Origin of the sequence: Sphingomonas longa, assembly GCF_016892685.1 — a bacterium.
GTDB classification, from domain to species: Bacteria; Pseudomonadota; Alphaproteobacteria; order Sphingomonadales; family Sphingomonadaceae; genus Sphingomonas; species Sphingomonas longa.
Genome location: NZ_JAFEMC010000003.1, coordinates 546,462 through 569,796, shown reverse-complemented (window position 1 = coordinate 569,796; position 23,335 = coordinate 546,462). Strand labels below are relative to the sequence as shown.

Below are 23,335 nucleotides of genomic sequence, written 5' to 3'. Positions count from 1 at the left end.
GGCGCAAGTGCATTTCGCACATGCAGCAAACCGCGTTCCGGAACGCTACTCCGCCAACCCGTCAAGATACGCCGGTATCTCGTCCGGATCGAACGCCCGCCCGTCGAAGAACCGGTCGCTCCCCAATATCAGCCGACCCTGCGTCGCGCCCACACCGGTCGCCGCCCCGATCGAACCCTCCATCTTCGAACTCGCGCCCGGCAACGTCGCGGACGATCCCGCCAGCGCCGCCCGGTACAGGTCCGGCCGGAACACACCCTCCGCCGCCTTCGCCTCCGCCGCGGAGAACGGCGTGCCGTCCCAGCGCGTCATCTGCGAATAGAGCCACGCCGCCTGACTGCGCCACGGGAAGTTCGCCGCCTCGCGGTACTGGAACATGAAGTCCGGGATGTGCAGCGCCTCCGCATCGCGCGCCAGCCGCACCCGGTCGGTGATCGCGCGCAGCACCGTCTCCGGCGGCGCATCGCAATATTCGGGGCGCGACAGGATCGCCGCGCTGTCCTCCGCCGTATCCGGCGCGACGAAATGCGCGGCGGCCCGGTGCAGCGCGCGGATCAGCGCCGCGACCTCGTCGCCCCGCTCCGCCACCGTGTCCGCCCGCAGCGCCAGCACCTTCTCCACGCCCCGCCGCCAGATCTGCGCGGTGACCATCGCGATCCGCCCGACCCCGCGATCGACCGCGATGCTGTTCCACGGCTCGCCGACGCAGATGCCGTCGACCTCGCCCGCCGCCAGCGCATCGGCGGCAAAGGGCGGGCTGGTCACGACGATCTCGACGTCGCGATCGGGCTGGATACCCACCGCCGCCAACCAGTATCGCAGCATGTAATTATGGCTGGAATAGCGATGCACCACCCCGAACCGCAGCCGCGTTCCCGCCGCCGCTCGCTCCGCCGCCACCGTCCGCAACCGCTCACCCAGCACCACCGGATCGGCCAGCCCCTCGTCCGCGCCCCCGCCCAGCTCGACCGCCGCCGCGAGTGCCGTCGACAGCGTCACCGCATTCCCGTTCAGCCCCAGCACGAACGGCACGCTCAGCGGCACGGCGGGCCGTCCCCGTCCCAGACTGGTGGCGATCGCCAGCGGCGCGATCAAATGCGCCGCGTCGGTATGACCATAGAGCAGCCGGTCGCGTACCGTCGCCCAGGTCATGTCGCGCACCAGCTCGATGTTCACACCCTCGGCGGCGGCAAACCCCTGTTCGTGCGCCAGGATCGGCAGCGCGGCATCGACGAGCGGCAGGAAACCGATGCGGACCATCACAAATCTCCCATCAGGGCGTCGCTGGTGACGATCGCCTCCGCGATCTCCGCGATGCGCCGGTTGGATTGCATCGCGTGGTTGCGCAACAGCGCATACGCGGCGGGTTCGTCCAGCCCGCGCCGCTTCATCAGGATCGCTTTCGCGCGGTCCACCGCCTGCCGGTCGGCCAGCGCGCTCTTCGCCTCCGCCAGTTCTTTCTGAAGCCGCGCGAAGGCCTGAAACCGCCGCACCGCCAGATCGAGCACCGGCTTGATCCGCTGCTTCGCCAGCCCGTCGACGATATAGGCCGACACGCCCGCATCGACCGCGGCGGCCGTCGACTCCGCATCGCTCTGGTCGACGAACATCGCGATCGGCCGGGCGAGCGCGCGCGACATGGCGAAGAAGTCCTCCAGGACGTCGCGGCTCGGATTCTCCAGATTGACCAGCACCACTTCCGGCCGCGCCGCCTCCAGTTGCGCGAGCAGCGGCCCGGCGGGATCGATCAGCACCAGATCGCCGAGCCCCGCATCGCGCAGGCCGTCGGAGATGATCGCCGCGCGCGTCGTGCTGGTGTCGATGATAGCGATCCGCATCCCGGCATTATGCTGCACTGCGGCCGAAAACCAAGCGGCACGACGCCGCGGATCGTCGGGAGCCATGTGGCGACTACGCCGTTACGCTCCTGAATCATTGCGAATGAAAGGCTTGGAATATGGCACGCACGGCAGAAAAGCGCGGCAAGGACGAAACCAAGGCCGCCGAGAAGACGGTCAAGGCGACCGGCAAGCCCGCCGGCGGCGCGCGCGGCGGCATCACCGCCCCCGTCACCCCCTCCCCCGACCTCGCCGAAATCGTCGGCAAGGACGACCTGCCGCGCAGCGAGGTCGTCAAGAAGGTCTGGGACTATATCAAGAAGCACGACCTTCAGGACACCAAGGACCGCCGCCAGATCAACGGCGACGACGCTCTGGCCAAGATTTTCGGCAAGAAGTCCGTCAGCATGTTCGAAATGAACAAGCATCTGAGCGCCCACCTGACCGCCAAGAAGGATTGACGCCGGCGCGCGACCCACCTGTCGGGGCAACCCGGCCATTCAGCGCCACCATCATCACGTTCGGCGCGACACCCTGTACTGACCGCCCCTCCCCTTCAGGGGAGGGGTTGGGGTGGGGCCGTGCCGCAGACGGCTCGCTGGCGGAGTAGCCACACCCCCTGTCCCCTCCCCTGAAGCGGAGGGGTGGCAAGAAGGTCGATTGTGCCCAGATGTCAGCGCATCATGCACCCTGTCTCTTTCATCCGGGTCCACACGAACGCTGGCCGATTGTCGCCCGTGCGGGACACAGGCAGGCAGACAGCCCAAGGCAATCACCCCAAAAGACCGGGCACCGGCACCGATCAGGCTCGCTTGCTCGGCGAGAGAAATCTTCGCCCTACCAATGTTGGAAAAAGTGGATCATGACCCCGCCTCCCCTTTTTCTCATCGGGCCGGCCACCGGCTGCCCCACATTCTGACGTAACGCCCGCAAAGCCGAGGCGGAACACCTCTACCGAAAACATCGCGTTGGACTAACCTTAGCCTAACCTTCCGAGTTCGCCTTCAAGGATCACAACAGCTTATCCAGCGTGATCGGCAGATCCCGCACCCGCTTCCCCGTCGCGTTGAACACCGCGTTCGCCACCGCCGCACCGACGCCGGTGATGCCGATCTCGCCCACGCCGCGTGCACCCATCGGGGTGTGGGGATCGGGGATATCGGTCCAGATCACGTCGATCGCCGGCACGTCCATGTGCACCGGCACATGATATTCGGCCAGGCTGGGGTTCATGATGCGGCCGTTGCGCTCGTCGAACTGCGTTTCCTCCATCAGCGCGAGGCCGAGGCCCATGATGATCCCCCCGCGGAACTGGCTGGCCGCGGTCTTGGGGTTGAGGATGCGGCCACAGTCGAACGATCCGAGGAAGCGGCTGACCCGCACCTCCCCCGTCACCGCGTTGACGCGCACTTCACAGAACATCGCGCCGTGCGAGTGCATCGACCAGTGCATCGTCTCCAGCGGCGCGGGCGGCGTCGCCTCCACGACCACCTCGTCGCGCTGCGCCCGCGACAGGATCGACGCATAGCTTTCGTGCCGCGTGCGGTCGTCCGTCTTGGCAAGGCCGCCGTCGACGCCCACGACCTCGTCCACGTCCAGCCCTGCCAGCGGCGAGTCGTTGCCGGCCAGCTTCAGCAGCTCCGTCACCAGGTCGCGGTGCGCCGCCATCACCGATGCACCGATCGCCGCCGTCTGCTGCGACCCGCCCGCCATGACCACACCGGGCAATGTGCTGTCGCCGTAGCGGAACGTCACCTGCTCCATCGCCAGCCCCAGCCGGTCGGCCGCGACCTGCGTCTGTGCCGTCGCGGTGCCCATGCCCATGTCGTGCGCGGCGATATCGACCGTCGCATGGCCGCCGCGGCGCAGCGTGATCCGCGCCGCACCGCCGGGCATCCGGTAATAGGGATAGGTCGCGGTCGCGACGCCCGTGCCGATCAGCCATTCTCCCTCGCGCCGGCTGCCGGGTGCGCCGCGCTCCGCCCAGCCGAACCGTTCGGCACCGTCTCGGTACGCCTTCTCGACCTCGCGCGAGGAAAAGGTCGCGCCGGTCGTCGGGTCCTTGTCCGGCTCGTTCCGCAGGCGCAGCTCGATCGGGTCGATGTCCATCGCCACGGCCAGCTCGTCGATCGCGCTCTCCAGCGCGAACGTGCCGACCGCCTCGCCCGGTGCCCGCATGAAGGTATTGGCGACCATATCGAGGTACGCGACCTCCACGTCCAGCGCCATGCTGCCCGCGGCATAGGCGCTGCGCGTCGCCACGATGAACGGCTCGGGCAGGACGTTGTGCCGGCTCATCGCAGTAGTGCCGGTGTGGATCAGCGCGTCGAAGCGGCCGTCCTCGGACGCGCCGATCGCCACGCGCTGCTCCGTCACCGTGCGCCCGCCGACGATCCGGTACACGCCCTCGCGCGACAGCATCAGCCGGACCGGCCGTCCGGCCAGCTTCGACGCGGCGGCGGCCAGCACCTGATGCTGCCACAGCCCCTTGCTGCCGAACCCGCCGCCGACGAACGGGGAGGTCACATGCACCTTGTCCTCGTCGATGCCGAAGACATGGCCCAGCGACCACGCCGTATGCGCCACCATCTGCGACGCGTCATGGACGCGCAGCGTGTCGCCCTGCCACGCGACCGTCGCCGCGTGCAGCTCGATCGCATTGTGGCTGTGCCGCGGCGTCGTATAGGTCTCGTCGACGCGGTGCGCCGCCGCGGCCAGCGCCGCTGCCGCGTCGCCGGTCGCGAATTGCAGCGGCTGGCCCATGAACATGCCCGGCTCGGTGCCCTTGGCCTTCGCCGCCGCCATCGCGGTGATCGAATGATCCGCATCGTAGGTGACCGCAATCAGCGACGCGGCATGATCCGCCTGTTCCTGCGTCTCGGCCAGCACCAGCGCGACGGGTTCGCCGTTCCAGTAGATGCGGTCATCCTGCATGATCGGCAGGTCGTTACCGCCGCACGCCTTTTCGGAGGTCATGAACAGCGGCATCGACGCCATGCGCGGCGCATTGCGATACGTCATCACCAGCTCGACGCCCGGTGCCGCCTCCGCCGCATCCGTATCCAGCGAAGCGATCCGCCCCTTGGCGATCGTGCTGAACACCAGCGCGGCATACAGCATCCCGTCGAGCGGGAACTCCGCCGCATAGGTCGCCTCGCCCCGCACCTTCACCGGCCCGTCGAGGCGGGAGATCGGCTTGCCGATATGCCCGTGCTGCTGCCGGATCAGCGGGTCGGGCTTTCCCCCCGGCATGAAGCTGTCGGGTGCCATCTGGATGGCCTTCTGCATCGCGCCCTGGACGGCGCCCTGCACCGCCTGCTTGGCGTCCTCGACGATGCTCATGCGCTCACTCCCGCCAGATCGGCCAGCACGGCCGCGATCGTCCGCTTCGCCAGTTCCACCTTGAAACCGTTGTCGCGCAGCGGCTGCGCGTCGGCGAGCTCGACCTGGGCGGCGGCGGTGAAGGCCGCCACCGTCGCCGGCCCGCCGCGCAACGCCGCCTCCGCCCGGAACGCGCGCCAGGGCTTGTGCGCCACCCCGCCCAGCGCGAGGCGCACGTCCTTCACCCGGCCATCCTCGACCTCCAGCGCCGCCGCCACGGACACCAGCGCGAAGGCGTAGCTCGCCCGGTCCCGCACCTTGCGATAGGCCGACCGCGCCGCCATCGGCATCGCCGGCAGTTCGATCGCGGTGATGAGTTCGCCCGGTTCCAGCATCGTCTCGATTGCGGGATGCTCGCCCGGCAACCGGTGCAATTCGGTCAGCGGCAAGGTCCGCGTGCCACTGACGGAGGACAGGTGCACCAGCGCATCGAGGGCCGCGAGCGCCACGCACATATCCGACGGATGCGTCGCCACGCACGACGGCGACGCGCCGAGGATCGCGTGAATGCGGTTGAACCCGCCGATCGCGTCGCACCCCTGCCCCGGCTGCCGCTTGTTGCAGCGCGAACCCTCGACATCGTAGAAATAGGTGCAGCGCGTCCGCTGGAGCAGATTGCCGCCCACCGTCGCCATGTTGCGGATCTGCGCGCTCGCCCCGGCGACGATCGCGCGCGACAGCACCGGATAGTGCGTCCGCACCGCACGGTGCTCGGCAAGGGCGGTGTTGGTCACCGCCGCCCCGATCATCAGCCCGCCGTCCGTCGTCTCCGCGATCGTGGTCGACAGGCCCGTCACGTCGATCAGCGTCGTCGGCTGTTCCACCGTCTCGCGCATCAGGTCGACCAGGTTGGTGCCGCCGCCGAAATACCGGGCGCCCACGTCGCTCGCGCGGGTCAGCGCGTCGGAAGCGTCGACGGCGCGCGTGAAGGTGAAGGGCGTCATTCTGCGGCCTCCGTCTCGGCATAGACTTCGAAGATCGCATCGACGATGCCGTTATGCGCCCCGCACCGGCACAGATTGCCGCTCATCCGCTCGCGCAGTTCCTCGCGGTCGAGCGCGATCGTCTCCGCCGACAGGTCGCCGGTGACATGGCTCGGCACGCCGCGCTTCACCTCCGCCGCCATGCCGATCGCCGAGCAGAGCTGGCCGGGCGTGCAATATCCGCATTGGAACCCGTCATGCTCCACGAACGCGGCCTGCAACGGATGGAGTTCGCCGCCTTGCGCCAGCCCCTCGACCGTCATCACGGCGCGTCCGTCATATTGCACCGCGAGCGCCAGACAGGACAGTATCCGCTGGCCATCGACCAGCACCGTGCAGGCCCCGCACGCGCCCTGGTTGCAGCCCTTTTTGGTGCCCGGCAGATGTAGATCCTCGCGAAGCATATCCAGCAGCGAGACGCGCGGATCGCTGGGCAGCGGAACAGGTAAACCGTTGACGGTGATGGACATGGTGCATGCCTCCTTGAACGGGTCCAACGTAGATCAATCACGAGACAGCGGCAACGCGTCCCCCAACCGGTGCGTTAGGGCGGCTCCCGTTGAAAGGTGCCGTCGTTGTTGAAGGTTCTGGTCGCCGAAAGCGAAACCCCCGAGGAGCGCGAGGCGCGGCGGGAGCATACCGGTAAAAGCTCGGGCGAAAGCTATGCGGCGACGCTGGATCAGATGATGCCGGGCGTGAAGATCACCCGCATCGCCCCGGCGGACGAGGATGCCCGCACCTACACCCCGGAGGGGTTGGCGGAGTATGACGGCGTGTTCCTGACCGGCTCGCCGCTCCACGTCTACGACGACACGCCCGCTGTCCGCCGCCAACTGGCGTTCATGCGCGCCGTCTTCGCCTCCGGAACGCCGTCGTTCGGCTCCTGTGCCGGTCTTCAGGTCGCGGTCGCGGCAGCGGGCGGCACGGTGCGCAAGATGCCCGATCGGCTGGAGGCGGGCATCGCGCGCCGGATCGTCGCCACCGCGGAGGGTCGCGATCACCCGCTGCTGGCGGGGCGTACCCCCGCTTGGGACGCTCCCGCGATTCACGGCGACGAGGTCGAGGAGCTGCCCGAAGGCGGGACGCTGCTGGCGGGGAACGGCTCGACCCGGGTACAGGCAGCGGAAATCCGCCACGACGGCGGCGTCTTCTGGGGCGTGCAATATCACCCCGAATTGTCGCTGGCGGAAATCGCGACCGCACTCCGCCGCCAGAAGGACGGCCTCGTTGGCGCCGGTCTCGCCCGCGATCAGGCCGATGTCGAGGCGCAGGCCGACCTGCTCGATGCACTCGACAGCGATCCCGGCTCGCGTCCACTCCGCTGGCGGCTTGGCGTCGATGCGGCGTTTGCCGAGGCGGACGGCCGCCGCATCGAACTCGGCAACTTTATTCGGGCGCTGGTACTGCCGCGCCACGCTGCTCGGTCAGCACCTGCCACCCCGTAATGAACAGCGCCCCGGCGAGCGGCCCGACCACGATGCCGCTCAGTCCGACGAGATCGATCCCGCCCAGCGTCGTCACCAGCACCAGCCAGTCGGGGATCCCGGTGTCCCGACCGACGAGGATCGGGCGCAGGATATTGTCCGCCAGCCCGATCACCAGCACGCCCGCCAGAACGACGACCACCGCCTGCCAGATCGCGCCCGTCGCCAGCAGGTACAGCGCGACCGGCCCCCAGATGATCGCCGGGCCGACGGCGGGCAACAACGCCGCAATCGCCATCAACAGGCCCCAGAGCAGCGCCGCGGGCAAGCCCACGATCCAGAAGGTGATTGCGCCCAGCGCACCCTGCACCAGCGCGACGACGCCCGATCCCTTGATCGTCGCACGGACGACGGCGACGAACTTCTCCGCGAACCGCTCCGCCACCGCAGGTTCCAGCGGCAGCGCGCGGACGATCGCCGGGCCGATCCGGCCGCCGTCGCGCAGCAGGAAGAAGGTGACGTACAGTCCGACGCCGAACGCCAGCAGGAACGCCGCCGCGTTCGCCCCGATCGAGAAGGCCTGTCGCGCCAGCATGCTCGCGCTGCTGCCCACCGCCTGCGAGATGCTGGTCTGCGCGCGCTCGAAACTGTCGAACCCGGCACTGTCGAGCAGTCGCTGGAGCCGGTTCGGCAGCGCGTCGTGCATCTGCTGGAAATACGAGGCGAAGTTGATCTGGCCCGATCGCATCTGGTTGTAGACGCTGGCCGCCTGCTCGACGACGAGGCTCGCGACGATCAGCGCCGGGATGACGACCGCGAAGGTGATAATCAGCATCGTCACCGCCGCCGCCGTATTCCGCCGGTCCGGCCAGCGCTTCAGCAACCGTTCGAACAACGGCTGGAACAGCAACGCCGCGAGCGTCGCCCATAGCAGCGCGCCGGCAAAGCTCGATACGACGGACCCCAGCGCCAGGGTGAAGGCGACGACGAAGAGGATCAGGCCGCCATTCTCGACGCGCTGACGGTGGACGGACATGACGGTGCTACCTTACGAATGTTCGACGGAGCGATCGCAAAGCGCGCCGGGATGAGGGTGTTGAACACCCAAACACGCATTTCGCTCCCGAAACTATGTTCGCGCCAGCGCACCGACCCGCCCCCCACTCCCCGCCCGTCATGCCGGGCTCGTCCCGGCATCCACCGTTTCGATAACGCCATCGATCCTTGGATGCGCAGCATAGTGAATGCCGGCACACGTCCGGCTCACGGGCGAACCGACGCGTCTCCAACGGCGGCTGGCAGGCCCTTGCGGTCGAAGCATTTCGCCCCGACAACACCGGCATGACCGACATCGATCGCCGCACCTTGATTGCGCTGAGCCTCACGGCCGCCACCCTGCCCGCGACGATCGCCGCGGCCGCGGAGGCGGAGACGTTCCCGCTCTGGCCCGGCCGTCCGCCCGGCGCCCGCGCGCCGCTGCCGACACCCGGCCGCAAGCCGACCGCGGAAGCGCGCGTCACCGGCGTCGCCCGGCCCACGCTCGCCGTCCGCCGCCCGGCAAAGGCCAACGGCATCGGCGTGCTCGTGATTCCCGGCGGCGGCTACGGCTTCGTGTCGCTCGACAATGAGGGCAACTGCGTCGCCGATCGCCTGACCGCACAAGGCTATACCGCCTTCATCCTCACCTACCGCCTGCCGGCCGAGGGTTGGGATGCGCAGTCCGACGTGCCGCTACAGGATGCGCAGCGGGCGATGCGGCTGATCCGCACAGGCGCGGCGCGGTTCGGCATCGATCCTGCCAAGGTCGGCGTGCTCGGCTTCTCCGCCGGCGGTCATCTCGCCGCCACCCTCGCGACCGCCTATGACGAACACGTCTACACAGCCGTGGACGCCGCCGACCGTCAGAACGCCAGGCCCGCCTTTGCCGGCCTGATGTACGCCGTCACCACACTCGAACTGCCCGATACGCATGTCGGCAGCCGCGAGAACCTACTGGGAAAGACAGCGGACGACGCCGCTGTCCTTCGCCGCTCGCCGCTGCGCCATATCGATGCCAAGACCCCGCCCTGCTTCCTCGTCCACGCGCTCGACGACGATGTCGTGCCGGCATCGTGCAGCCTGCGCTGGCTCGACGCGTGCATCGCCGCCAAGGTGCCGGTGGAGGCGCAGATCCTGCAAAGCGGCGGCCACGGTTTCGGCGTGCAGCTCCCCGATACGCAACCGGGCTCGCTATGGCCGGAAGCGTTCGTCCGCTGGGTCCCGCGACAACTGGCGTGAACGGCGGCTCAAGTCGATCGACGTTCGAGCTCGTCAAGGATTTCCTGCAATGCCGCCGACAATCGCATGTGCTTCCGCAAAGGCGGGAGCCCAGTACTGGGTCCCCGCCTTCGCGGGGACCCATGACCCGCTTCCTGTCCTAGGGGATAAGTACCGACCTGCTCCCGCACGCTCCGGGCGAACCGACGGGTTGAACCAACGTCACGCCATCATGCTCTCGCCTGCCGGTCACCCCGCGATGGCGCGCGTCGCCTTCGCCTCGGCGGTCAGCACCAGTTCGGCCGCCAGCAGCGCACCGTCCTGATCCTGCGCCACCGACGTGCCCTCGACGATGTCGTTCACGAATTGCGGCCCGAACGGCAGCGGCACCTTCGAACAGTCGATGTAGCGCATGCCCTTGCGGTCGGCGATGAACAGGTGGTTGCCGCCCGGCCGGCCCGCGATATCGACATATTTGCGCAGCTCGATGTACCCTTCGGTGCCGAGGATGAAGAGCCGTCCGTCGCCCCAGGTCGACAGGCCGTCGGGCGTGAACCAGTCGACGCGGACATAGCCGGTGCCGCCGTCGCCGTTCAGCACCATGTCGCCGAAATCCTCGAACTTCGGATGATCGGGATGCGCGAAGTTGCCGGTCTGGGAGGCGACGACATGCGCGCGCTTGCTGCCGGTCAGATAGACGAACTGGTCGGCCTGATGGCTACCGACATCGGTCAGGATGCCACCATTGCGTGCCGGGTCCCAGAACCAGTCGGGCCGGGTGGGCGCGGACAGGCGATGCGGGGCGAGGTTGACCGTCTGGATCACCCGTCCGATCGCGCCGTCATGCACCATCTGCCCGGCCATGACCGCGGCAGGCACCTCCAGCCGTTCCGAATACATGATCCCGTATTTGCGCCCGGTCTGCTTGATCGTGCGCCGCACCTCCGCCAGTTGCGCCAGCGTCGTCACCGCCGCCTTGTCGCTGAGATAGTCCTTGCCCGCCTTCATCACCCGGATGCCGAGCGGTGCGCGCAGGCTGGGGACGGCCGCGCTGCACACCAGCTTGATCCGCTTGTCAGCCAGAATCTCGTCCTCGCCGCGCGCCAGCGTCGCGCCCGGATACCGCTTCCGGAACATCGCGATCTGCTTCGGATCGGTTGCATAGAAACTGGTCAACACGCCGCCGCCGCGGATGATCGCATCGGTGATGCCATAGATGTGGTTGTGATCCATCCCGATCACCGCGAACGGGACGCGGTACTTCGCCTCCGGTGCCGGTCGCGCCGCCGCGCTTTCGGTCGGCGCGTCGCCCCGCGTCGTGGATTGCGCCAGCGCATCGGCGGCGAACCCGACGAGCCCGGCGGTCAGCCCCATGCCCAGTATCGCGCGGCGGTTGGAATCGGTCACGATCGCAGATCCTCTCAAATGGTCACGAGGCCGGTGGGCCAGGTCAGCGCCTCGCCCTTGTCCATCGCCTGTTCGCCCAGCAGCGACGCGACGCTGGCATTATACGCCTGATACAACAGCCCCGGCAGCGGCCTGCCCGATCGCACCGCCTCTCCGAACCCCTCGAACTGGAGCATCGTCTCGTCATATTCGCCCCAGCCGAGCGAGTCGCCGGGGGTGGTGACGGGCAGTTCCGGGAACCACGTCGCGCCGCCGATCGGCACGGTGCGCTTGTGCCCGCGCTTCACGTCCGCCTGCATCCGTTGCAGCGCCAGCGTCTTGGGCGGAATTTCCTGATAGATGCGGCCGAGTTCAGGTTCGATCGACCCCTTGCTGCCCTGGATCTGCTCCTCGCAGCCGTAACGCGCATTGTTGAGCAGCGACGTGTAGATGAACTTCCGCCCGCCCGCATATTCGTAGATCAGCGCGACATGGTCGTACACCTCGCGCCCGTCCTTCCAATAACAGATGCTGCCGGAACCAAGCACGCGCGTCGGGACCGCATCAAGGAACCAGTTGCCGACCTGAAGCTGGTGAGTCGCCAGCTCCGTCATCAATCCGGCGGAGCTTTCGCGGTACAACCGCCAGTTGATGCGGCGGTCGTTGCTGTCCGCCGGCACCGGTCGCCGCCAGCTGTTGTTGCGGTGCCAGCTCGCGCGGATCTGCGTGATCGTGCCGATCTCCCCCGCCTTCACGCGGCGCAGTGCGTTGAGGTAGGTCGGGTGGAACATGCGCTGGTGCCCGATCTGGAGCACCTTGCGGCTGTCCTGCGACTTGCGGACCATCGCGCCGCAATCGGCGATCGTCCGCGCCATCGCCTTTTCGCACCAGACATGCAGGCCGGCGTCGAACGCATCCATGCTGTGCTGCGCGTGCCTGTTCAGCGGCGTCGCGATAACGACCGCGTCCAGCCCTTTGGCGTCCAGCATCGCGCGATGATCGGCGAAGGTCGGGGTGCCCGCCGGCACCCATTGCTGCGCCTTGACGATGTTGGGCGCATAGGTGTCGCAGATTGCCGCGACCATGCAGTTGCGCGTCTTGCCGATATTCTGGATCAGCGCACGACCGCGATCGCCCGTGCCGATCACGCCCAGCCGCACCTTGCCGGTGCCCGGCGTCTGCGCCCCAGCCGCCATTGCGGCCCACGGCGTCGCCGCGGACATCGCCGCGCCCGCCGTGGCCATCAGCACCCGGTCGATGAACGACCGCCGCGTCAGGTCGAAATCCTTGTCAGTCATCACACACACATCCTGGCTGATTCTACGGGGGCAAGGTCGAACAGGAACCGCCGCGCGCCGCCCGTCAGGCGCGCGACCTCGTCGTCGGCGGCGACGATCAGCGCGGTGCTGAGCATCTCCGCGTGCGATCCGCTGCGGTCGATAACGACGGCACAGCGCGCCGCACTGACGACCGACGCGTCACCCGGCCGGATCATCGCCGCCCGGTCCGGCGCCAGCGTCCCCGCCCCGACGGTGGACGAGATCGACATGGCCTCGTCGTTCAGTTCCACCTCGACCAGTTCGCGCTCCGGCCGCAGCGGATCGGGGATCGCGAACGGCCAGCCGCCACCCAGCGGATGCTCGCCCACGACCACGATCGAACTTTCGCCCGCCGACAGCAGCGCCGACGACACGCCCGCCGCCCGCAACGCCGCCGCTGCCCGGTCGAGCGCGAAGCCCTTGCCGAACCCGCCGAAATCCAGCGCCACCGGTCGCGTCACCGCCACCCGCCGCGCCACCGCATCGATCCGAACGTCGCGCCATCCCGTCGCCCGCTGCGCATCGGCGGTCGGGTCGAACAGCCCCAGCGTCAGTCCCTGCGCCGCATCGATCTCGATTAGCGCGTCGAACAGCACCGGATCGTCCACCGCCACCTCCCGCCCCGCCAGCAGCGCCTCGTTCAGCGCCGTCGCCGCTGACGGCCGGTGGATCGTCAGCGCGTCGTCCACCGCCTCGATCGCCCGCTGCGCCAGCATCAGCGCATCCTCGTCGCCGGGACCGAAGCGGTGCAGCTCCACGCGCGTCCCCATCGCGAAGAAGCACGCGATGCCGGTGCTGGTCAGCGTGGGAGGCGCGGTCGGCGTCATGATCGCAACCGGCGTCAGGCCTTGACCTCCCAGCCGGGCTGATAGTCCACGGACCACAGCTTCATCGCCTCCGCACTGGTCGGCTTGCCGGTCGCGGGATCGACGGTCAGCACGCTCTTCGTGCGGTACGCCATGTTGCCGAGGTGACAGAGCGTCGTGCTGATATGCCCCTCCGCGATCGGGGAGGCGAGCGCGTTCGACCGGCCACGGATCACGTCGAGGAAATTGGCGGCGTGGTACACGTCCAGCGCCCCCTCCCCGACCGTACCCGTCGTCTCCGAACTGGCGGGCGCCATCACCTGCCGGATCGACTTGCCGGCAAGATCGTACAGCTCGAACCCGTTGCGATCGACCACCGCCGACCCCTTGGTACCAAGCAGCAGCACGCCGCGCCCGCGGCCATAGGTCAGCTGCCCGTTGCAGCTTTGCCCGTTCCACCGGATCGCCCGATCATTGTCGTAGATCAGGTCGAGCGCGAGCGAGTCGTACATCTCCCAATCGTCGTCCTGATAGAAGCGCCGCGCCCCGCGCGCCGACACGGTGTTCGGATAGGTCACGCCCATCAACCAGCGCGCCACGTCCAGCTCATGCATCGCGTTGTTGCAGATCTCGCCGGTACCGTACTTCCAGAACCAGTGCCAATTGTAATGGACCAGGTTCGACCGGTACGGCCCGCGCGGGCGCGGCCCCTGCCACATGTCCCAGTTCAGGTTCGCGGGCGGCGCGACCTCCTTGCCCGTGCCGATCGACTTGCGGTTGTTCGCATACCAGGTCTGCGCCTCGTACACGTCGCCCAGTTCGCCCGCCTGCACCAGCGCGCGGAGCTGCTGCGTCTCGCGGCTGCTGCGCTGCTGGTTGCCGACCTGCAAGATGCGGCCGGTGCGCTTCTGCACCGCGATCAGCGCCTCGCCCTCCGCCGGCGCGATGCCGATCGGCTTTTCGATGTAGCAATGCCGCCCCGAATCCATCGCGTCGATCGCGACCTTCGCGTGCCAGTGATCGGGGGTCGCGACGGTGACGATGTCGACCGCCTTCCTGTCGAGCAGCCGGCGATAATCGGCCTCCGTCCTGATCCGCGGATTGCCCTTCGCCGCGAATGTCGACGCGCGCTTGGCGAGCACGTCGGAGTCGCAATCGACCAGATGCGTGATCTCGACGTTCGGCTGCTTCGTAAAGGCGCTCATATGCGCCTGCCCGCGGCCGTTGACGCCGACCACCGCGACGCGGAGCCGATCGTTCGCGCCCTTGATCTGCGCATAGCTGCGCGCGCTGATCGCGATGCCCAGCGCCGCGCCGGCGCCCGTCATCATCGTGCGACGGTCAAGCATGTCCCATCCCCTTTTAGAGTTCGCGTATCTTGATCGAGCGGAAATCGACGTGGTTGCCGTGATCCTGCAACAGGATCGGCCCCTTCTCCCACTCGCCGAAATTCGGCCATTTCGCGTACTTGCTCTGCGCCACCAGCGCGCCGAATGCGGGCGAGCCGCGCTCGTACTCGACGACCTTGAAGCCGTTCAGCCAATGCTCGACATGCTGGCCGCGCACGACGATGACGGCGCGGTTCCACTCGCCGGGCGGGTTGATGCGCTTGCCCGGACTGTCCGGGTCGGACAGGTTGCGCGCGGTAATCAGGTCGTACAGCGACCCAAGCGTACGGTTACCGTCCCGGCCCATCTTCGCGTCGGGATGTCGCGCATCGTCGAGCAACTGATATTCCAGCCCGATCGCCGATCCGTCACCCTTCAACAGGTTCGGATCGACGAAGTACTTGATGCCGCTGTTGGCGCCCTCGGTCAGGCGGAAGTCCACCGACAGCTCGAAATTCCGGTAATCGCGCGTCGTGACGATGTCGCCGCCATTGGTCGACTCCGCCCCGTTCGCGCCCTCGACGCTCAGCGTGCCACCGGCCATCGACCAGCCCTTTTTGGGAAAGCTCGCCGCCTTGGCGCTGCGCCAGCCGGCCGAGGTCCTCCCGTCCCACAACAACTTCCACCCGGCGCGCTGCTCGCCGCTCGACAGGCGGTTGGACAGCCAGCCCTGCTGCTCGATTTCCGTCGCGGGCCCCGTCTCCGGCATCGCGAAGCGTGCCGGCCGGTCGGTAATCATCCGGACGTTGCGGAACCGCGCCTCCGGATGGCGCGCGGCGTCCGCGTCGGGAATGGCGTGAACCTGAAACGCGATGAAGCCGCGCGCATCGACATCGTCGACCACATCGGCGGCGGGCACGCCGTTCACCCACGTCCTTAGCCGGTTGCCGATCGCCTCCACGCGGTAGTGGTTCCAGTCGCCGGAGCGGAAGGTCCGTCGCGCCGCTTCGTTACGGCCCAGCGTGTACAGCCACTGGCGACGCTGCTCGTCGTACAGTCCGCCGCTCCAGGCGCGCTTGGACGGGTCGATCTCCGCCTGATAGCCGAACACGACGCCGTTGCGATAATCGGGCCGGCTCTGGCCGCGGATCATCACCCCGGAATTGAGCATCGGATCGGTCTTCGCGTCGAATTCGATGATGAAGTCGCCATACTGCGCGTCCGACACCAGCCAGCTGTTGGTCTTGCTGATCTCCGCGCGCCCGACGAGCTCGCCGTCCGCCACCGTGTAGGTCGCCTTGCCGCCGACCGCGTGCCATCCGGCGAGGCCCGAACGCGGCGTCACGTCGCGCCACGGGGCAGTCTTCTCGGAAACGCCGGCAGCCTGAACGGGAGCCGCCGCGGGCACCGCCATCATCGCAACGAGGGCCGTCATCGCGACCAAGGGCGTGGCCGCCACCGCCAGCACCGCAATTCCACGGATCATCCTCATGCGCCCGGTCCCTGCTGGGCGATCGGCCCGCCGCTGCCCGCGGAGTCGGCCTTCGCCTGTTATCGTTGATGCATGGGTGCTATCGCACCTCTCCTGTCCCGGACCCTAAGTGCTGGTCGGACCACATGCAATAGAGATGTCAGACATTTGTCTGCAAAGCAGCTTTCAGCTACACGTTCGCGAGCGAATGCAAGGACCCAGAATGCGCAGGACAGAGAGTGGCGGCAAGCTGTATCGCAAGATCGTCGACGCGATCATGGCCGACATCGCCGCAGGCTTGTTTCCGGTCGGATCGCGCCTGCCCGCCGAGCGTGACCTGACCGAACGCTTCAAGGTCAGCCGCCCAACCGTGCGCGAGGCGATGATCGCCCTCGAAATGCAGGGCATGGTCGAGGCGCGCAAAGGTTCCGGCGTGTTCGTGCTCGCCACCGGCACCGCCGACGCGGACCGCGAACTCGATATCGGCGCGTTCGAGATCACGGAGGCCCGCCGCCTGCTGGAGGGCGAGGTCGCCGCGGTCGCCGCGACGGAGATCGATGCCGCGCAACTCGCTGAATTGCGGACATTGCTCGCGCAGATGCAGCAGCCGGACAACAGCGCCGCGGAGGACGCCGACCGCCGCTTCCACATCGCCATCGCGGAGGCGACGGGCAACGCCGTCATCATCGCCGCTGTCACCGATTTCTGGGACATGCGTTTCCGCTCCCCGCTGGCGCGCGAAGTGCTGCTCAAGGCCGGCAGCCTCGGCACCGAAAGCCGCATGGCCGAACACGGCCGCATCCTCAGCGCACTCGAAGCGCGCTCACCCGTCGACGCCCGCAACGCCATGCGCGACCATCTCGCCCGCGTCATCGACCATTTGCTCGACGTAACCGAAACGGAAGCTGTGGAGCGCGCACGGGCAGAAGCCACACAGCGCCGGCACGCGCTTGCCAGGCGCTCCGTCTAGCCTTGTGGAATCTGACGGCACGTCCGAGAACCGTTCGTGCTCAGCGTATCGAAGCACCATTGGGGCTCATGCCCCTCAACCTTTGGCATCGCTCGAAACAAGCTTCGACACGCTTGGACGATCGCGCCCTGATGTAAGACGGTGTTGTCATACCTGCCTGACACTGGTATCTGACCAATAAGGCAGCGCAAAAAGCTACTGCCGGGAGCACGGTCCGGACCGCAGCAAATGCGGCCAGCCAGCGAAAGGGAGAGGGTTTTGACCTGTCAGCACGGCTATAAGCGCCACCTTCACGTCTCGATCAGCCTGTTGAGCCTGATCGCGGCCACGCCGGCGTTCGCGCAGGATGCCGGCGCGGCCCTGACGCCGCAGACCCCGTCTCCCGCCGCTGCGACCAACGATCAGGACGCGCCGCCGCAAGTGACCGACACCGGCGAGAACAGCGATATCGTCGTCACCGGCTTCCGCGCCGCGCTGAACAACGCGCTCAATCAAAAGCGCAACGAAACCGCCGCGATCGACAGCATCGTTGCGGAGGATATCGGCAAGTTCCCGGACTCCAATCTCGCCGAATCGATGCAGCGCATTCCCGGCGTCGCCCTGTCCCGCGGCGACGGCGGCGAGGGTCGCAACATCTCCGTCCGTGGTCTCGGCGCACAGTTTACCCGCGTCCGCATCAACGGCATGGAAGGCGTGTCGCAGGTCAGCGGCAGCGACATCCGCGGCGGCGTCGCCACCGGCCGTTCGTTCGACTTCGTCACCTTCCCCACCGAGATCTTCTCGTCGCTGTCCGTGCGCAAGACACTGTCGGCGGATGTGGAGGAAGGCTCGCTTGGCGCGACCGTCGACCTGCGCGCGCCCAAGCCGTTCGACCAGAAGAAGGACTTCATCTTCTCCGGCACCGCGCGTGGGATCTACAACGACATCCGCAAGGACGTGGACCCTCGCCTTTCCGCCCTTGTGTCGAAGAAGCTGGGCGACACGTTCGGTATCCTCGGCACCGTCGCCTATTCGAAGCGGCATATCGACGAATACGCGTATTCGGCGGTCGATGTCGTGCCCACTACGGTCTACGGTCTGGCGCAGCCGGCCGGAACCGCCAACGCCGGCGTGATCTTCCCCTTCTGTACGCCGGTCGGCTACACCTTCCGCGGCGCGCCCGCGACCAGCCCCGTCCCCGGCTACACCCAGCCGAACGGCGTCGCGATCGGCGCGGACGCGAACAATTGCAGCACCGGCAACCCGCGGACCGGCACCGCCGCGGCCTATGATTACATCATGGCCCGGACCGGCGTGAACGGGCGTCCCGGCGGCGGCGTCTACCTGCCTCGCCTGCCGCGCCCGGTGAAGAGCAGCCAGAACCAGGAACGCCTCGCCGGATCGCTAACGCTGCAATGGAAGCCGAGCGACAACACCGACATCTCGGTCGACGGCCTGTATTCGCGCTTCAAGGTCGCGCGGCTCGACACGATGTTTGATGCCCGCTCGTTCGGCCGCGCCATCTCGAACAACGGCCAGCCGCTGACGTCGGTGCGCGATATCGAGGTCGATGAGAACGGCTCGCTGATCCACGGCCTGTTCGACGGTGTCGACCTGCGTTCCGAAATGCAGGACGAGAAGTTCAAGTCCAAATACAAGCAGGCCAATCTCAACGTCGATCACCGCTTTTCCGACACGTTCCGCGTGTTCGGTCTGGCCGGCATCAACCAGTCGCGCCTCGACGTTAACCGCCTTCAGGTCGCGATCGACTCGAACGACACGCGCAACTGGGGCATCGACTTCCGCGACAATGCCGACATTCCGAAGATCGACTACGGCATCGACACGACCAACCCGGCGCTGTTCGGCTACGGTGCGCCGCTGTCGAACGGCGATCAGCGGGGTCAGCTGTCGAACTTCATTCGCCGCAACACGATCACCAGCAAGACGTTCGAACTGAACGGCGAGTGGGAGGCGGCGCGCAACTTCACGATGCAGTTCGGCGGCCAGTACCGGACCAACAAATACACCGCGCGCGAACGGCAACTGGCGACCAACACGCCGCTGGCGCTGCCCGCCGGCGTCTCGATCGCCGACTTCTCGTTCGTCACCAGCGGCGTCGGCAAGAACCTCGACGGCCAGCTACAGGATTTCGTCTCGATCGATCCGGACAAGTTCCGCTCGGCGGTCGGCCTCGACAGCTATGTCTATTGCAACGTCGAATGCGCCAAGGGCACGTTCGGCGGCGTCGAGGAGAAATACAGTTCCGGCTATCTGATGGCCAAGTTCAACACCGAGGACATCCTCCCGTTCAAGCTGCGCGGCGATGCCGGCGTGCGCTACGTCCACACCAATCTCGACACCTATGGCCCGATCACCACGGCGGCTCCGGCGGGATCGCTGTATCCGTCGCGCTTCGTGATCTCCAACGTCGGCCGCAAATATGACGACTGGCTGCCGTCGATGAATCTGGCGCTGGACATCACGCCCGAACTCATCGCCCGCGCCTCCGCCGCGCGCGTCATGTCGCGACCCTCCTACGGTCAGTTGATCCCTGCTGGCTCCGCCAATCTGGTGATCCAGACGGCCTCGTTCAGCAACCCGTTCCTCGACCCAATCCGCGCCAACACCTTCGACGCCTCGCTCGAATGGTATTTCGCGCCCGGCTCGCTGATCTCGGTCGCCTATTTCTACAAGAACATCGAAACCTACATCCAGACGACCAGCCAGTCGGTGGCGTTCCAGGATATCGGCCTGCCGCTGACCTTGCTGAACGGCACGCAGTTGCGGCCGACCGACCAGTTCACCGTCCAGCGCAGCAACAACACGCCGGGCGGGCCGCTGCGCGGGTTCGAGGTCAACGTGCAATTGCCGTTCACCTTCCTGCCCGGCGTGCTGCGCAACTTCGGCGCGCTCGCCAACTTCACGCGCGTGCGGTCGAACATCGACTATGTCATTTCGTCGACGCTGACCCGCACCGCGCCGCTCGTCGGCCTGTCCCCGGAAACCGCCAGCGGCACGCTCTATTACGAGGATAACCGGTTCAGCATCCGCTCCACCGTCAACTACCGCGCCGCATTCCTGACCGCGGTGCCCAGCGGATCGGTCGATGCGGACTCGACGTCCAACGCCAGTTCGATCTTCGTCGACGCCTCCGCATCCTACAATATCAGCGACAATATCAAGCTGATCGCCGAGGTGTCGAACATCACGAACGAGACCAACCGCCTGACCGTCGACACCAATCGCAAGGACCCTTTGTACACCGCCTACTTTGGCCGGACCTACGCGCTGGCCGCCAATTTTCAGTTCTGACGCGACACACACCAGGATCGTCCCCAGGTCGGTATCGCCTTTCCTACCGATGCCGATCACACGATAGGTGCATCGCGCGACCGCGCGGTGCACCCTTTTTTTCACGCCGTTCCCAAGCCAACATTCGTCCGCATTTTGGCCTGACAGCATCTTTGCTTCTGGCCTATCAGATTCATGGATGCTAGACTTGTGCGGAGGTGAGCGGCGGAACGGCCGCCACGGCAGAGAGGACGCCCAGACGGTGATGATGACCGAAACGATGCGCTGGTTCGGCCCGTCTGATCCGGTCAGGTTGCGCGACATCAGACAGGCCGGCGCCACCGGCATCGTGACGGCTTTGCACGAGATTCCCAATGGCGACATCTGGTCCACCGACGCGATCGTCGCCCGCAAGACCGAGATCGAGGCGGCCGGTCTCGACTGGACCGTGGTCGAGAGCTTGCCCGTGCATGAGGGCATCAAGACCCGCAGTGCCACCGGCAATCCCGGTTGGGATGCGCTGATCGATCACTACCGACAAAGCCTGCGCAATCTGGCCGCGTGCGGCATTCGCACGGTCACCTATAACTTCATGCCCGTGCTCGACTGGACGCGCACGGACCTGGCCTGGACGATGCCGGACGGCGCGCTCGCCCTGCGGTTCGAGCTGGAGGCGGCAGCCGTCTACGACCTCCACATTCTCCGCCGGGCCGGTGCCGAAGCATCCTACGACCCGGACCTGATCGACCGTGCCGCTCGCCGCTTTCATGCGATGGGCGAGCACGAGCGGCATCGGCTGGAACGCACGATCATCGCGGGTCTTCCGGGCAGCGAGGAGGCGTTCACCAGCGAACAATTCCGCCAGGCGCTGGCCGAATATGACGGCATCGATCCGGAAACCCTGCGCGCCAACCATGTCGCGTTTCTGGAGGCGGTGTGCCCGCTCGCCGACGAACTCGGCATTCAGCTCGTCGTTCACCCCGACGACCCACCATTCGCCCTGTTCGGTCTGCCCCGCGTGGTCAGCACCGAGGCGGACGTCGCATCCCTGTTCCGGCGGGTCCCCAACCGGTCCAACGGGCTGTGCTTCTGCGCGGGATCGTTCGGTGCGCGCGGCGACAACGATCTCGCCGGGATGATCGATCGCCTGGGTGACCGGATCGGCTTTTTGCATCTACGCTCCGTTCAGCGCGAACCGGGCGGCGCCTTCCACGAAGCGCCGCATCTGGAGGGCAATGCCGACATGGTGGGGCTTGTCGCCGCGATCCATGATTTGCAGACCAGAGAGGGACGGTCGATCCCGATGCGGCCCGATCACGGGCACCAGATGCTCGACGATCTGTCGAAGACGCCGCTGCCCGGATACTCGTTGATCGGCCGGATGCGCGGTCTTGCGGAGTTGCGCGGGCTGGAACGCGGCATCGCCCATGCGACCGCTGCGCGCGCGTCTGCCGCCCCTTCTCCGGTCGAAGCCTGATCGGTGGCCCACACGCTTCGACAAGCACCGGCCGATTGCGGACCGTGCGGTACCAGCCCGGGAGAGTATGCGTGAACGGATCCACCGTGGCAGTCGCCGCTCCCTCCCCGACCCGGGCCGGCGGCAACGTCCGCTGGGTGATCTGCGCGCTGCTCTTCTTCGCGACGACGATCAACTATATCGACCGGCAGGTCATCGGCATCCTGAAGCCGACGTTGCAGAACGAGCTCGGCTGGTCGGAGATCGATTACGGCACGATCGTCTTCTGGTTCCAGGCCGCCTACGCGATCGGCCTGCTCGCCTGCGGACCGATCATCGACAAGATCGGCTCGAAGCTCGGTTACGCCGCCGCGATCACGGTGTGGAGCCTCGCCGCGCTGGTCCACGCCTTCGTCCGCAGCCCCGGCGGGTTCGCCGCGGCGCGCTTCGCGCTGGGGCTGGGCGAATCCGCAAACTTCCCCGCCGCGATCAAGTCGGTCGCCGAGTGGTTCCCGAAGAAAGAACGCGCGCTGGCCGCCGGCATCCTCAACGCCGGCGCCAATGTCGGCGCGATCGCCACGCCGATCGTCGTGCCGCTGATCGCGCTGAATTACGGATGGCAGGCGGCGTTCTTCATCACCGGCCTGCTTGGTTTCGTATGGCTCGTCGCATGGCTCGCTTTCTACCGCGCGCCGGAAAAGCATCCGCATATCACTGCGCAGGAACTCGCCTACATCACCTCGGATCAGGATAACGACGCGGGCACCGCGCCGATCCCATGGCGCCAGCTCTTCCGCCGCCGCGCGACCTGGGCGTTCGTCGTCGCCAAGTTCCTGACCGACCCCGTCTGGTACCTGTTCCTGTTCTGGCTGCCCGATTTTTTCGCCAAGCGGCACGGCCTCGACCTCAAGACGTTCGGCCCGCCGCTGATCGCGGTGTATCTGCTGGCGGATGTCGGCAGCATCGGGGGCGGCTGGCTGTCGTCGGCGCTGATCAAGCGCGGGTACAGCGTCAATGCCGGCCGCAAGCTGGCACTGCTCGTCTCCGCCATCCTCGTCACGCCGATCGTGTTCGCCAGCAGCGTGTCGAGCCTGATCGCCGCCGTCGCGATCATCGGCCTCGCCGCCGCCGCGCATCAGGGCTGGTCGTCCAACCTCTACACGATGGTGTCCGACACCTTCCCGCGCACCTCCGTCGCCTCCGTGATGGGCATCGGCGGCGCGGCGGGCGCAGTCGGTGGCATGATCATGTCGAACTATGTGGGACGGGTGCTGGAAACCGTCGGCACTTACGTCCCCGTCTTCCTGTGGGCCGGCAGCGCCTACCTCGTCGCCCTCCTGCTCGTCCACCTGCTCGTCCCCAACCTGGAGACCGCGGTGCAGGTCCCGGCCTCCGACGACTAGCAAAGGCTTGCGCGCGCCGACGATTACCCGAACAAGGGGCA

General features: G+C 67.2%; 18 protein-coding genes. 7 read left to right on the top strand and 11 right to left on the bottom strand.

What is annotated here, in order from left to right; genetic code table 11:
• Positions 1 to 45: 45 nt before the first annotated feature.
• Positions 46 to 1,260, bottom strand: coding sequence for a CmpA/NrtA family ABC transporter substrate-binding protein (locus ILT43_RS12750; protein ID WP_204199340.1), 1,215 nt, complete (start codon positions 1,258 to 1,260; stop codon positions 46 to 48).
• Positions 1,260 to 1,838 (bottom strand): ANTAR domain-containing response regulator, encoded by a 579-nt coding sequence (locus ILT43_RS12745; RefSeq protein WP_211534478.1) that lies wholly within the window; start codon positions 1,836 to 1,838, stop codon positions 1,260 to 1,262. Before ILT43_RS12745 ends, ILT43_RS12750 begins: the two co-directional genes overlap by 1 nt.
• 119 nt (positions 1,839 to 1,957) lie before the next feature.
• Between ILT43_RS12745 and ILT43_RS12740 the strand changes: the two genes are divergently transcribed.
• Positions 1,958 to 2,299, top strand: a complete 342-nt coding sequence (locus ILT43_RS12740) for an SWIB/MDM2 domain-containing protein (protein ID WP_204199339.1) — start codon at positions 1,958 to 1,960, stop codon at positions 2,297 to 2,299.
• 550 nt (positions 2,300 to 2,849) lie between these two features.
• Here ILT43_RS12740 and ILT43_RS12735 read toward each other — a convergent pair.
• From ILT43_RS12735 to ILT43_RS12725, 3 genes are read right to left on the bottom strand one after another with little or no spacing between them, the layout of a single operon-like run.
• The gene (locus tag ILT43_RS12735) at positions 2,850 to 5,180 is read right to left on the bottom strand and encodes a xanthine dehydrogenase family protein molybdopterin-binding subunit (protein ID WP_204199338.1); all 2,331 of its coding nucleotides are present in this window, start codon (positions 5,178 to 5,180) and stop codon (positions 2,850 to 2,852) included.
• Positions 5,177 to 6,163 carry an FAD binding domain-containing protein gene (locus tag ILT43_RS12730; protein ID WP_204199337.1) on the bottom strand — a complete coding sequence of 329 codons (987 nt, stop codon included), beginning with the start codon at positions 6,161 to 6,163 and terminating at the stop codon, positions 5,177 to 5,179. Before ILT43_RS12730 ends, ILT43_RS12735 begins: the two co-directional genes overlap by 4 nt.
• On the bottom strand, positions 6,160 to 6,672 hold the full coding sequence (locus tag ILT43_RS12725; protein WP_204199336.1) for a 2Fe-2S iron-sulfur cluster-binding protein: 513 nt from the start codon (positions 6,670 to 6,672) through the stop codon (positions 6,160 to 6,162). The genes ILT43_RS12730 and ILT43_RS12725 overlap by 4 nt, the downstream gene beginning before the upstream one ends.
• Before the next feature lie 105 nt (positions 6,673 to 6,777).
• Between ILT43_RS12725 and ILT43_RS12720 the strand changes: the two genes are divergently transcribed.
• Positions 6,778 to 7,647 (top strand): type 1 glutamine amidotransferase, encoded by an 870-nt coding sequence (locus tag ILT43_RS12720; protein ID WP_204199335.1) that lies wholly within the window; start codon positions 6,778 to 6,780, stop codon positions 7,645 to 7,647.
• Here the strand turns inward: ILT43_RS12720 and ILT43_RS12715 are convergent.
• Positions 7,589 to 8,662 carry an AI-2E family transporter gene (locus ILT43_RS12715; protein ID WP_204199334.1) on the bottom strand — a complete coding sequence of 358 codons (1,074 nt, stop codon included), beginning with the start codon at positions 8,660 to 8,662 and terminating at the stop codon, positions 7,589 to 7,591. The genes ILT43_RS12720 and ILT43_RS12715 overlap by 59 nt on opposite strands.
• Positions 8,663 to 8,967: 305 nt before the next feature.
• Between ILT43_RS12715 and ILT43_RS12710 the strand changes: the two genes are divergently transcribed.
• Complete coding sequence (locus ILT43_RS12710; protein WP_204199333.1) at positions 8,968 to 9,903, top strand: alpha/beta hydrolase; 936 nt, start codon at positions 8,968 to 8,970, stop codon at positions 9,901 to 9,903.
• Positions 9,904 to 10,131: 228 nt separating this feature from the next.
• Here the strand turns inward: ILT43_RS12710 and ILT43_RS12705 are convergent, their stop codons facing one another.
• From ILT43_RS12705 to ILT43_RS12685, 5 genes are read right to left on the bottom strand one after another with little or no spacing between them, the layout of a single operon-like run.
• Positions 10,132 to 11,289, bottom strand: a complete 1,158-nt coding sequence (locus tag ILT43_RS12705; RefSeq protein WP_204199332.1) for a Gfo/Idh/MocA family protein — start codon at positions 11,287 to 11,289, stop codon at positions 10,132 to 10,134.
• Between the two features lie 14 nt (positions 11,290 to 11,303).
• Entirely contained in the window at positions 11,304 to 12,566 is a 1,263-nt protein-coding gene (locus tag ILT43_RS12700) for a Gfo/Idh/MocA family protein (RefSeq protein WP_204199331.1), read from the bottom strand.
• Complete coding sequence (locus tag ILT43_RS12695) at positions 12,566 to 13,414, bottom strand: FAD:protein FMN transferase (protein WP_204199330.1); 849 nt, start codon at positions 13,412 to 13,414, stop codon at positions 12,566 to 12,568. Before ILT43_RS12695 ends, ILT43_RS12700 begins: the two co-directional genes overlap by 1 nt.
• A 14-nt stretch (positions 13,415 to 13,428) precedes the next feature.
• The gene (locus ILT43_RS12690; RefSeq protein WP_204199329.1) at positions 13,429 to 14,742 is read right to left on the bottom strand and encodes a Gfo/Idh/MocA family protein; all 1,314 of its coding nucleotides are present in this window, start codon (positions 14,740 to 14,742) and stop codon (positions 13,429 to 13,431) included.
• Between the two features lie 13 nt (positions 14,743 to 14,755).
• On the bottom strand, positions 14,756 to 16,213 hold the full coding sequence (locus ILT43_RS12685) for a 3-keto-disaccharide hydrolase (RefSeq protein ID WP_204199328.1): 1,458 nt from the start codon (positions 16,211 to 16,213) through the stop codon (positions 14,756 to 14,758).
• A gap of 202 nt (positions 16,214 to 16,415) precedes the next feature.
• Here ILT43_RS12685 and ILT43_RS12680 point away from each other — a divergent pair, with 202 nt between their 5' ends.
• The 4 genes from ILT43_RS12680 to ILT43_RS12665 all read left to right on the top strand — a co-directional run bounded on the left by ILT43_RS12680 (position 16,416) and on the right by ILT43_RS12665 (position 23,294).
• The gene (locus ILT43_RS12680) at positions 16,416 to 17,162 is read left to right on the top strand and encodes a FadR/GntR family transcriptional regulator (protein ID WP_204199327.1); all 747 of its coding nucleotides are present in this window, start codon (positions 16,416 to 16,418) and stop codon (positions 17,160 to 17,162) included.
• A gap of 258 nt (positions 17,163 to 17,420) precedes the next feature.
• Positions 17,421 to 20,456: a TonB-dependent receptor gene (locus ILT43_RS12675; protein ID WP_204199326.1), complete on the top strand. Its 3,036-nt coding sequence runs from the start codon at positions 17,421 to 17,423 to the stop codon at positions 20,454 to 20,456.
• Positions 20,457 to 20,700: 244 nt separating this feature from the next.
• Positions 20,701 to 21,912 carry a mannonate dehydratase gene (gene uxuA, locus ILT43_RS12670; RefSeq protein ID WP_239474740.1) on the top strand — a complete coding sequence of 404 codons (1,212 nt, stop codon included), beginning with the start codon at positions 20,701 to 20,703 and terminating at the stop codon, positions 21,910 to 21,912.
• Positions 21,913 to 21,983: 71 nt separating this feature from the next.
• A complete protein-coding gene (locus ILT43_RS12665; protein ID WP_204199324.1) occupies positions 21,984 to 23,294 on the top strand; it encodes an MFS transporter in 1,311 nt (436 codons plus the stop codon).
• The last annotated feature ends 41 nt before the right edge of the window (positions 23,295 to 23,335 follow it).

Bases quoted from the DNA above. Each gene is read 5' to 3' on its own strand.
- uxuA (WP_239474740.1), top strand. From the start codon at position 20,701: ATGATGACCGAAACGATGCGCTGGTTCGGCCCGTCTGATCCGGTCAGG.
- ILT43_RS12745 (WP_211534478.1), bottom strand. From the start codon at position 1,838: ATGCGGATCGCTATCATCGACACCAGCACGACGCGCGCGGCGATCATC.
- ILT43_RS12715 (WP_204199334.1), bottom strand. From the start codon at position 8,662: ATGTCCGTCCACCGTCAGCGCGTCGAGAATGGCGGCCTGATCCTCTTC.
- ILT43_RS12725 (WP_204199336.1), bottom strand. From the start codon at position 6,672: ATGTCCATCACCGTCAACGGTTTACCTGTTCCGCTGCCCAGCGATCCG.
- ILT43_RS12730 (WP_204199337.1), bottom strand. From the start codon at position 6,163: ATGACGCCCTTCACCTTCACGCGCGCCGTCGACGCTTCCGACGCGCTG.
- ILT43_RS12710 (WP_204199333.1), top strand. From the start codon at position 8,968: ATGACCGACATCGATCGCCGCACCTTGATTGCGCTGAGCCTCACGGCC.
- ILT43_RS12700 (WP_204199331.1), bottom strand. From the start codon at position 12,566: ATGACTGACAAGGATTTCGACCTGACGCGGCGGTCGTTCATCGACCGG.
- ILT43_RS12685 (WP_204199328.1), bottom strand. From the start codon at position 16,213: ATGAGGATGATCCGTGGAATTGCGGTGCTGGCGGTGGCGGCCACGCCC.
- ILT43_RS12750 (WP_204199340.1), bottom strand. From the start codon at position 1,260: ATGGTCCGCATCGGTTTCCTGCCGCTCGTCGATGCCGCGCTGCCGATC.
- ILT43_RS12690 (WP_204199329.1), bottom strand. From the start codon at position 14,742: ATGCTTGACCGTCGCACGATGATGACGGGCGCCGGCGCGGCGCTGGGC.
- ILT43_RS12695 (WP_204199330.1), bottom strand. From the start codon at position 13,414: ATGACGCCGACCGCGCCTCCCACGCTGACCAGCACCGGCATCGCGTGC.
- ILT43_RS12680 (WP_204199327.1), top strand. From the start codon at position 16,416: ATGCGCAGGACAGAGAGTGGCGGCAAGCTGTATCGCAAGATCGTCGAC.
- ILT43_RS12740 (WP_204199339.1), top strand. From the start codon at position 1,958: ATGGCACGCACGGCAGAAAAGCGCGGCAAGGACGAAACCAAGGCCGCC.
- ILT43_RS12735 (WP_204199338.1), bottom strand. From the start codon at position 5,180: ATGAGCATCGTCGAGGACGCCAAGCAGGCGGTGCAGGGCGCCGTCCAG.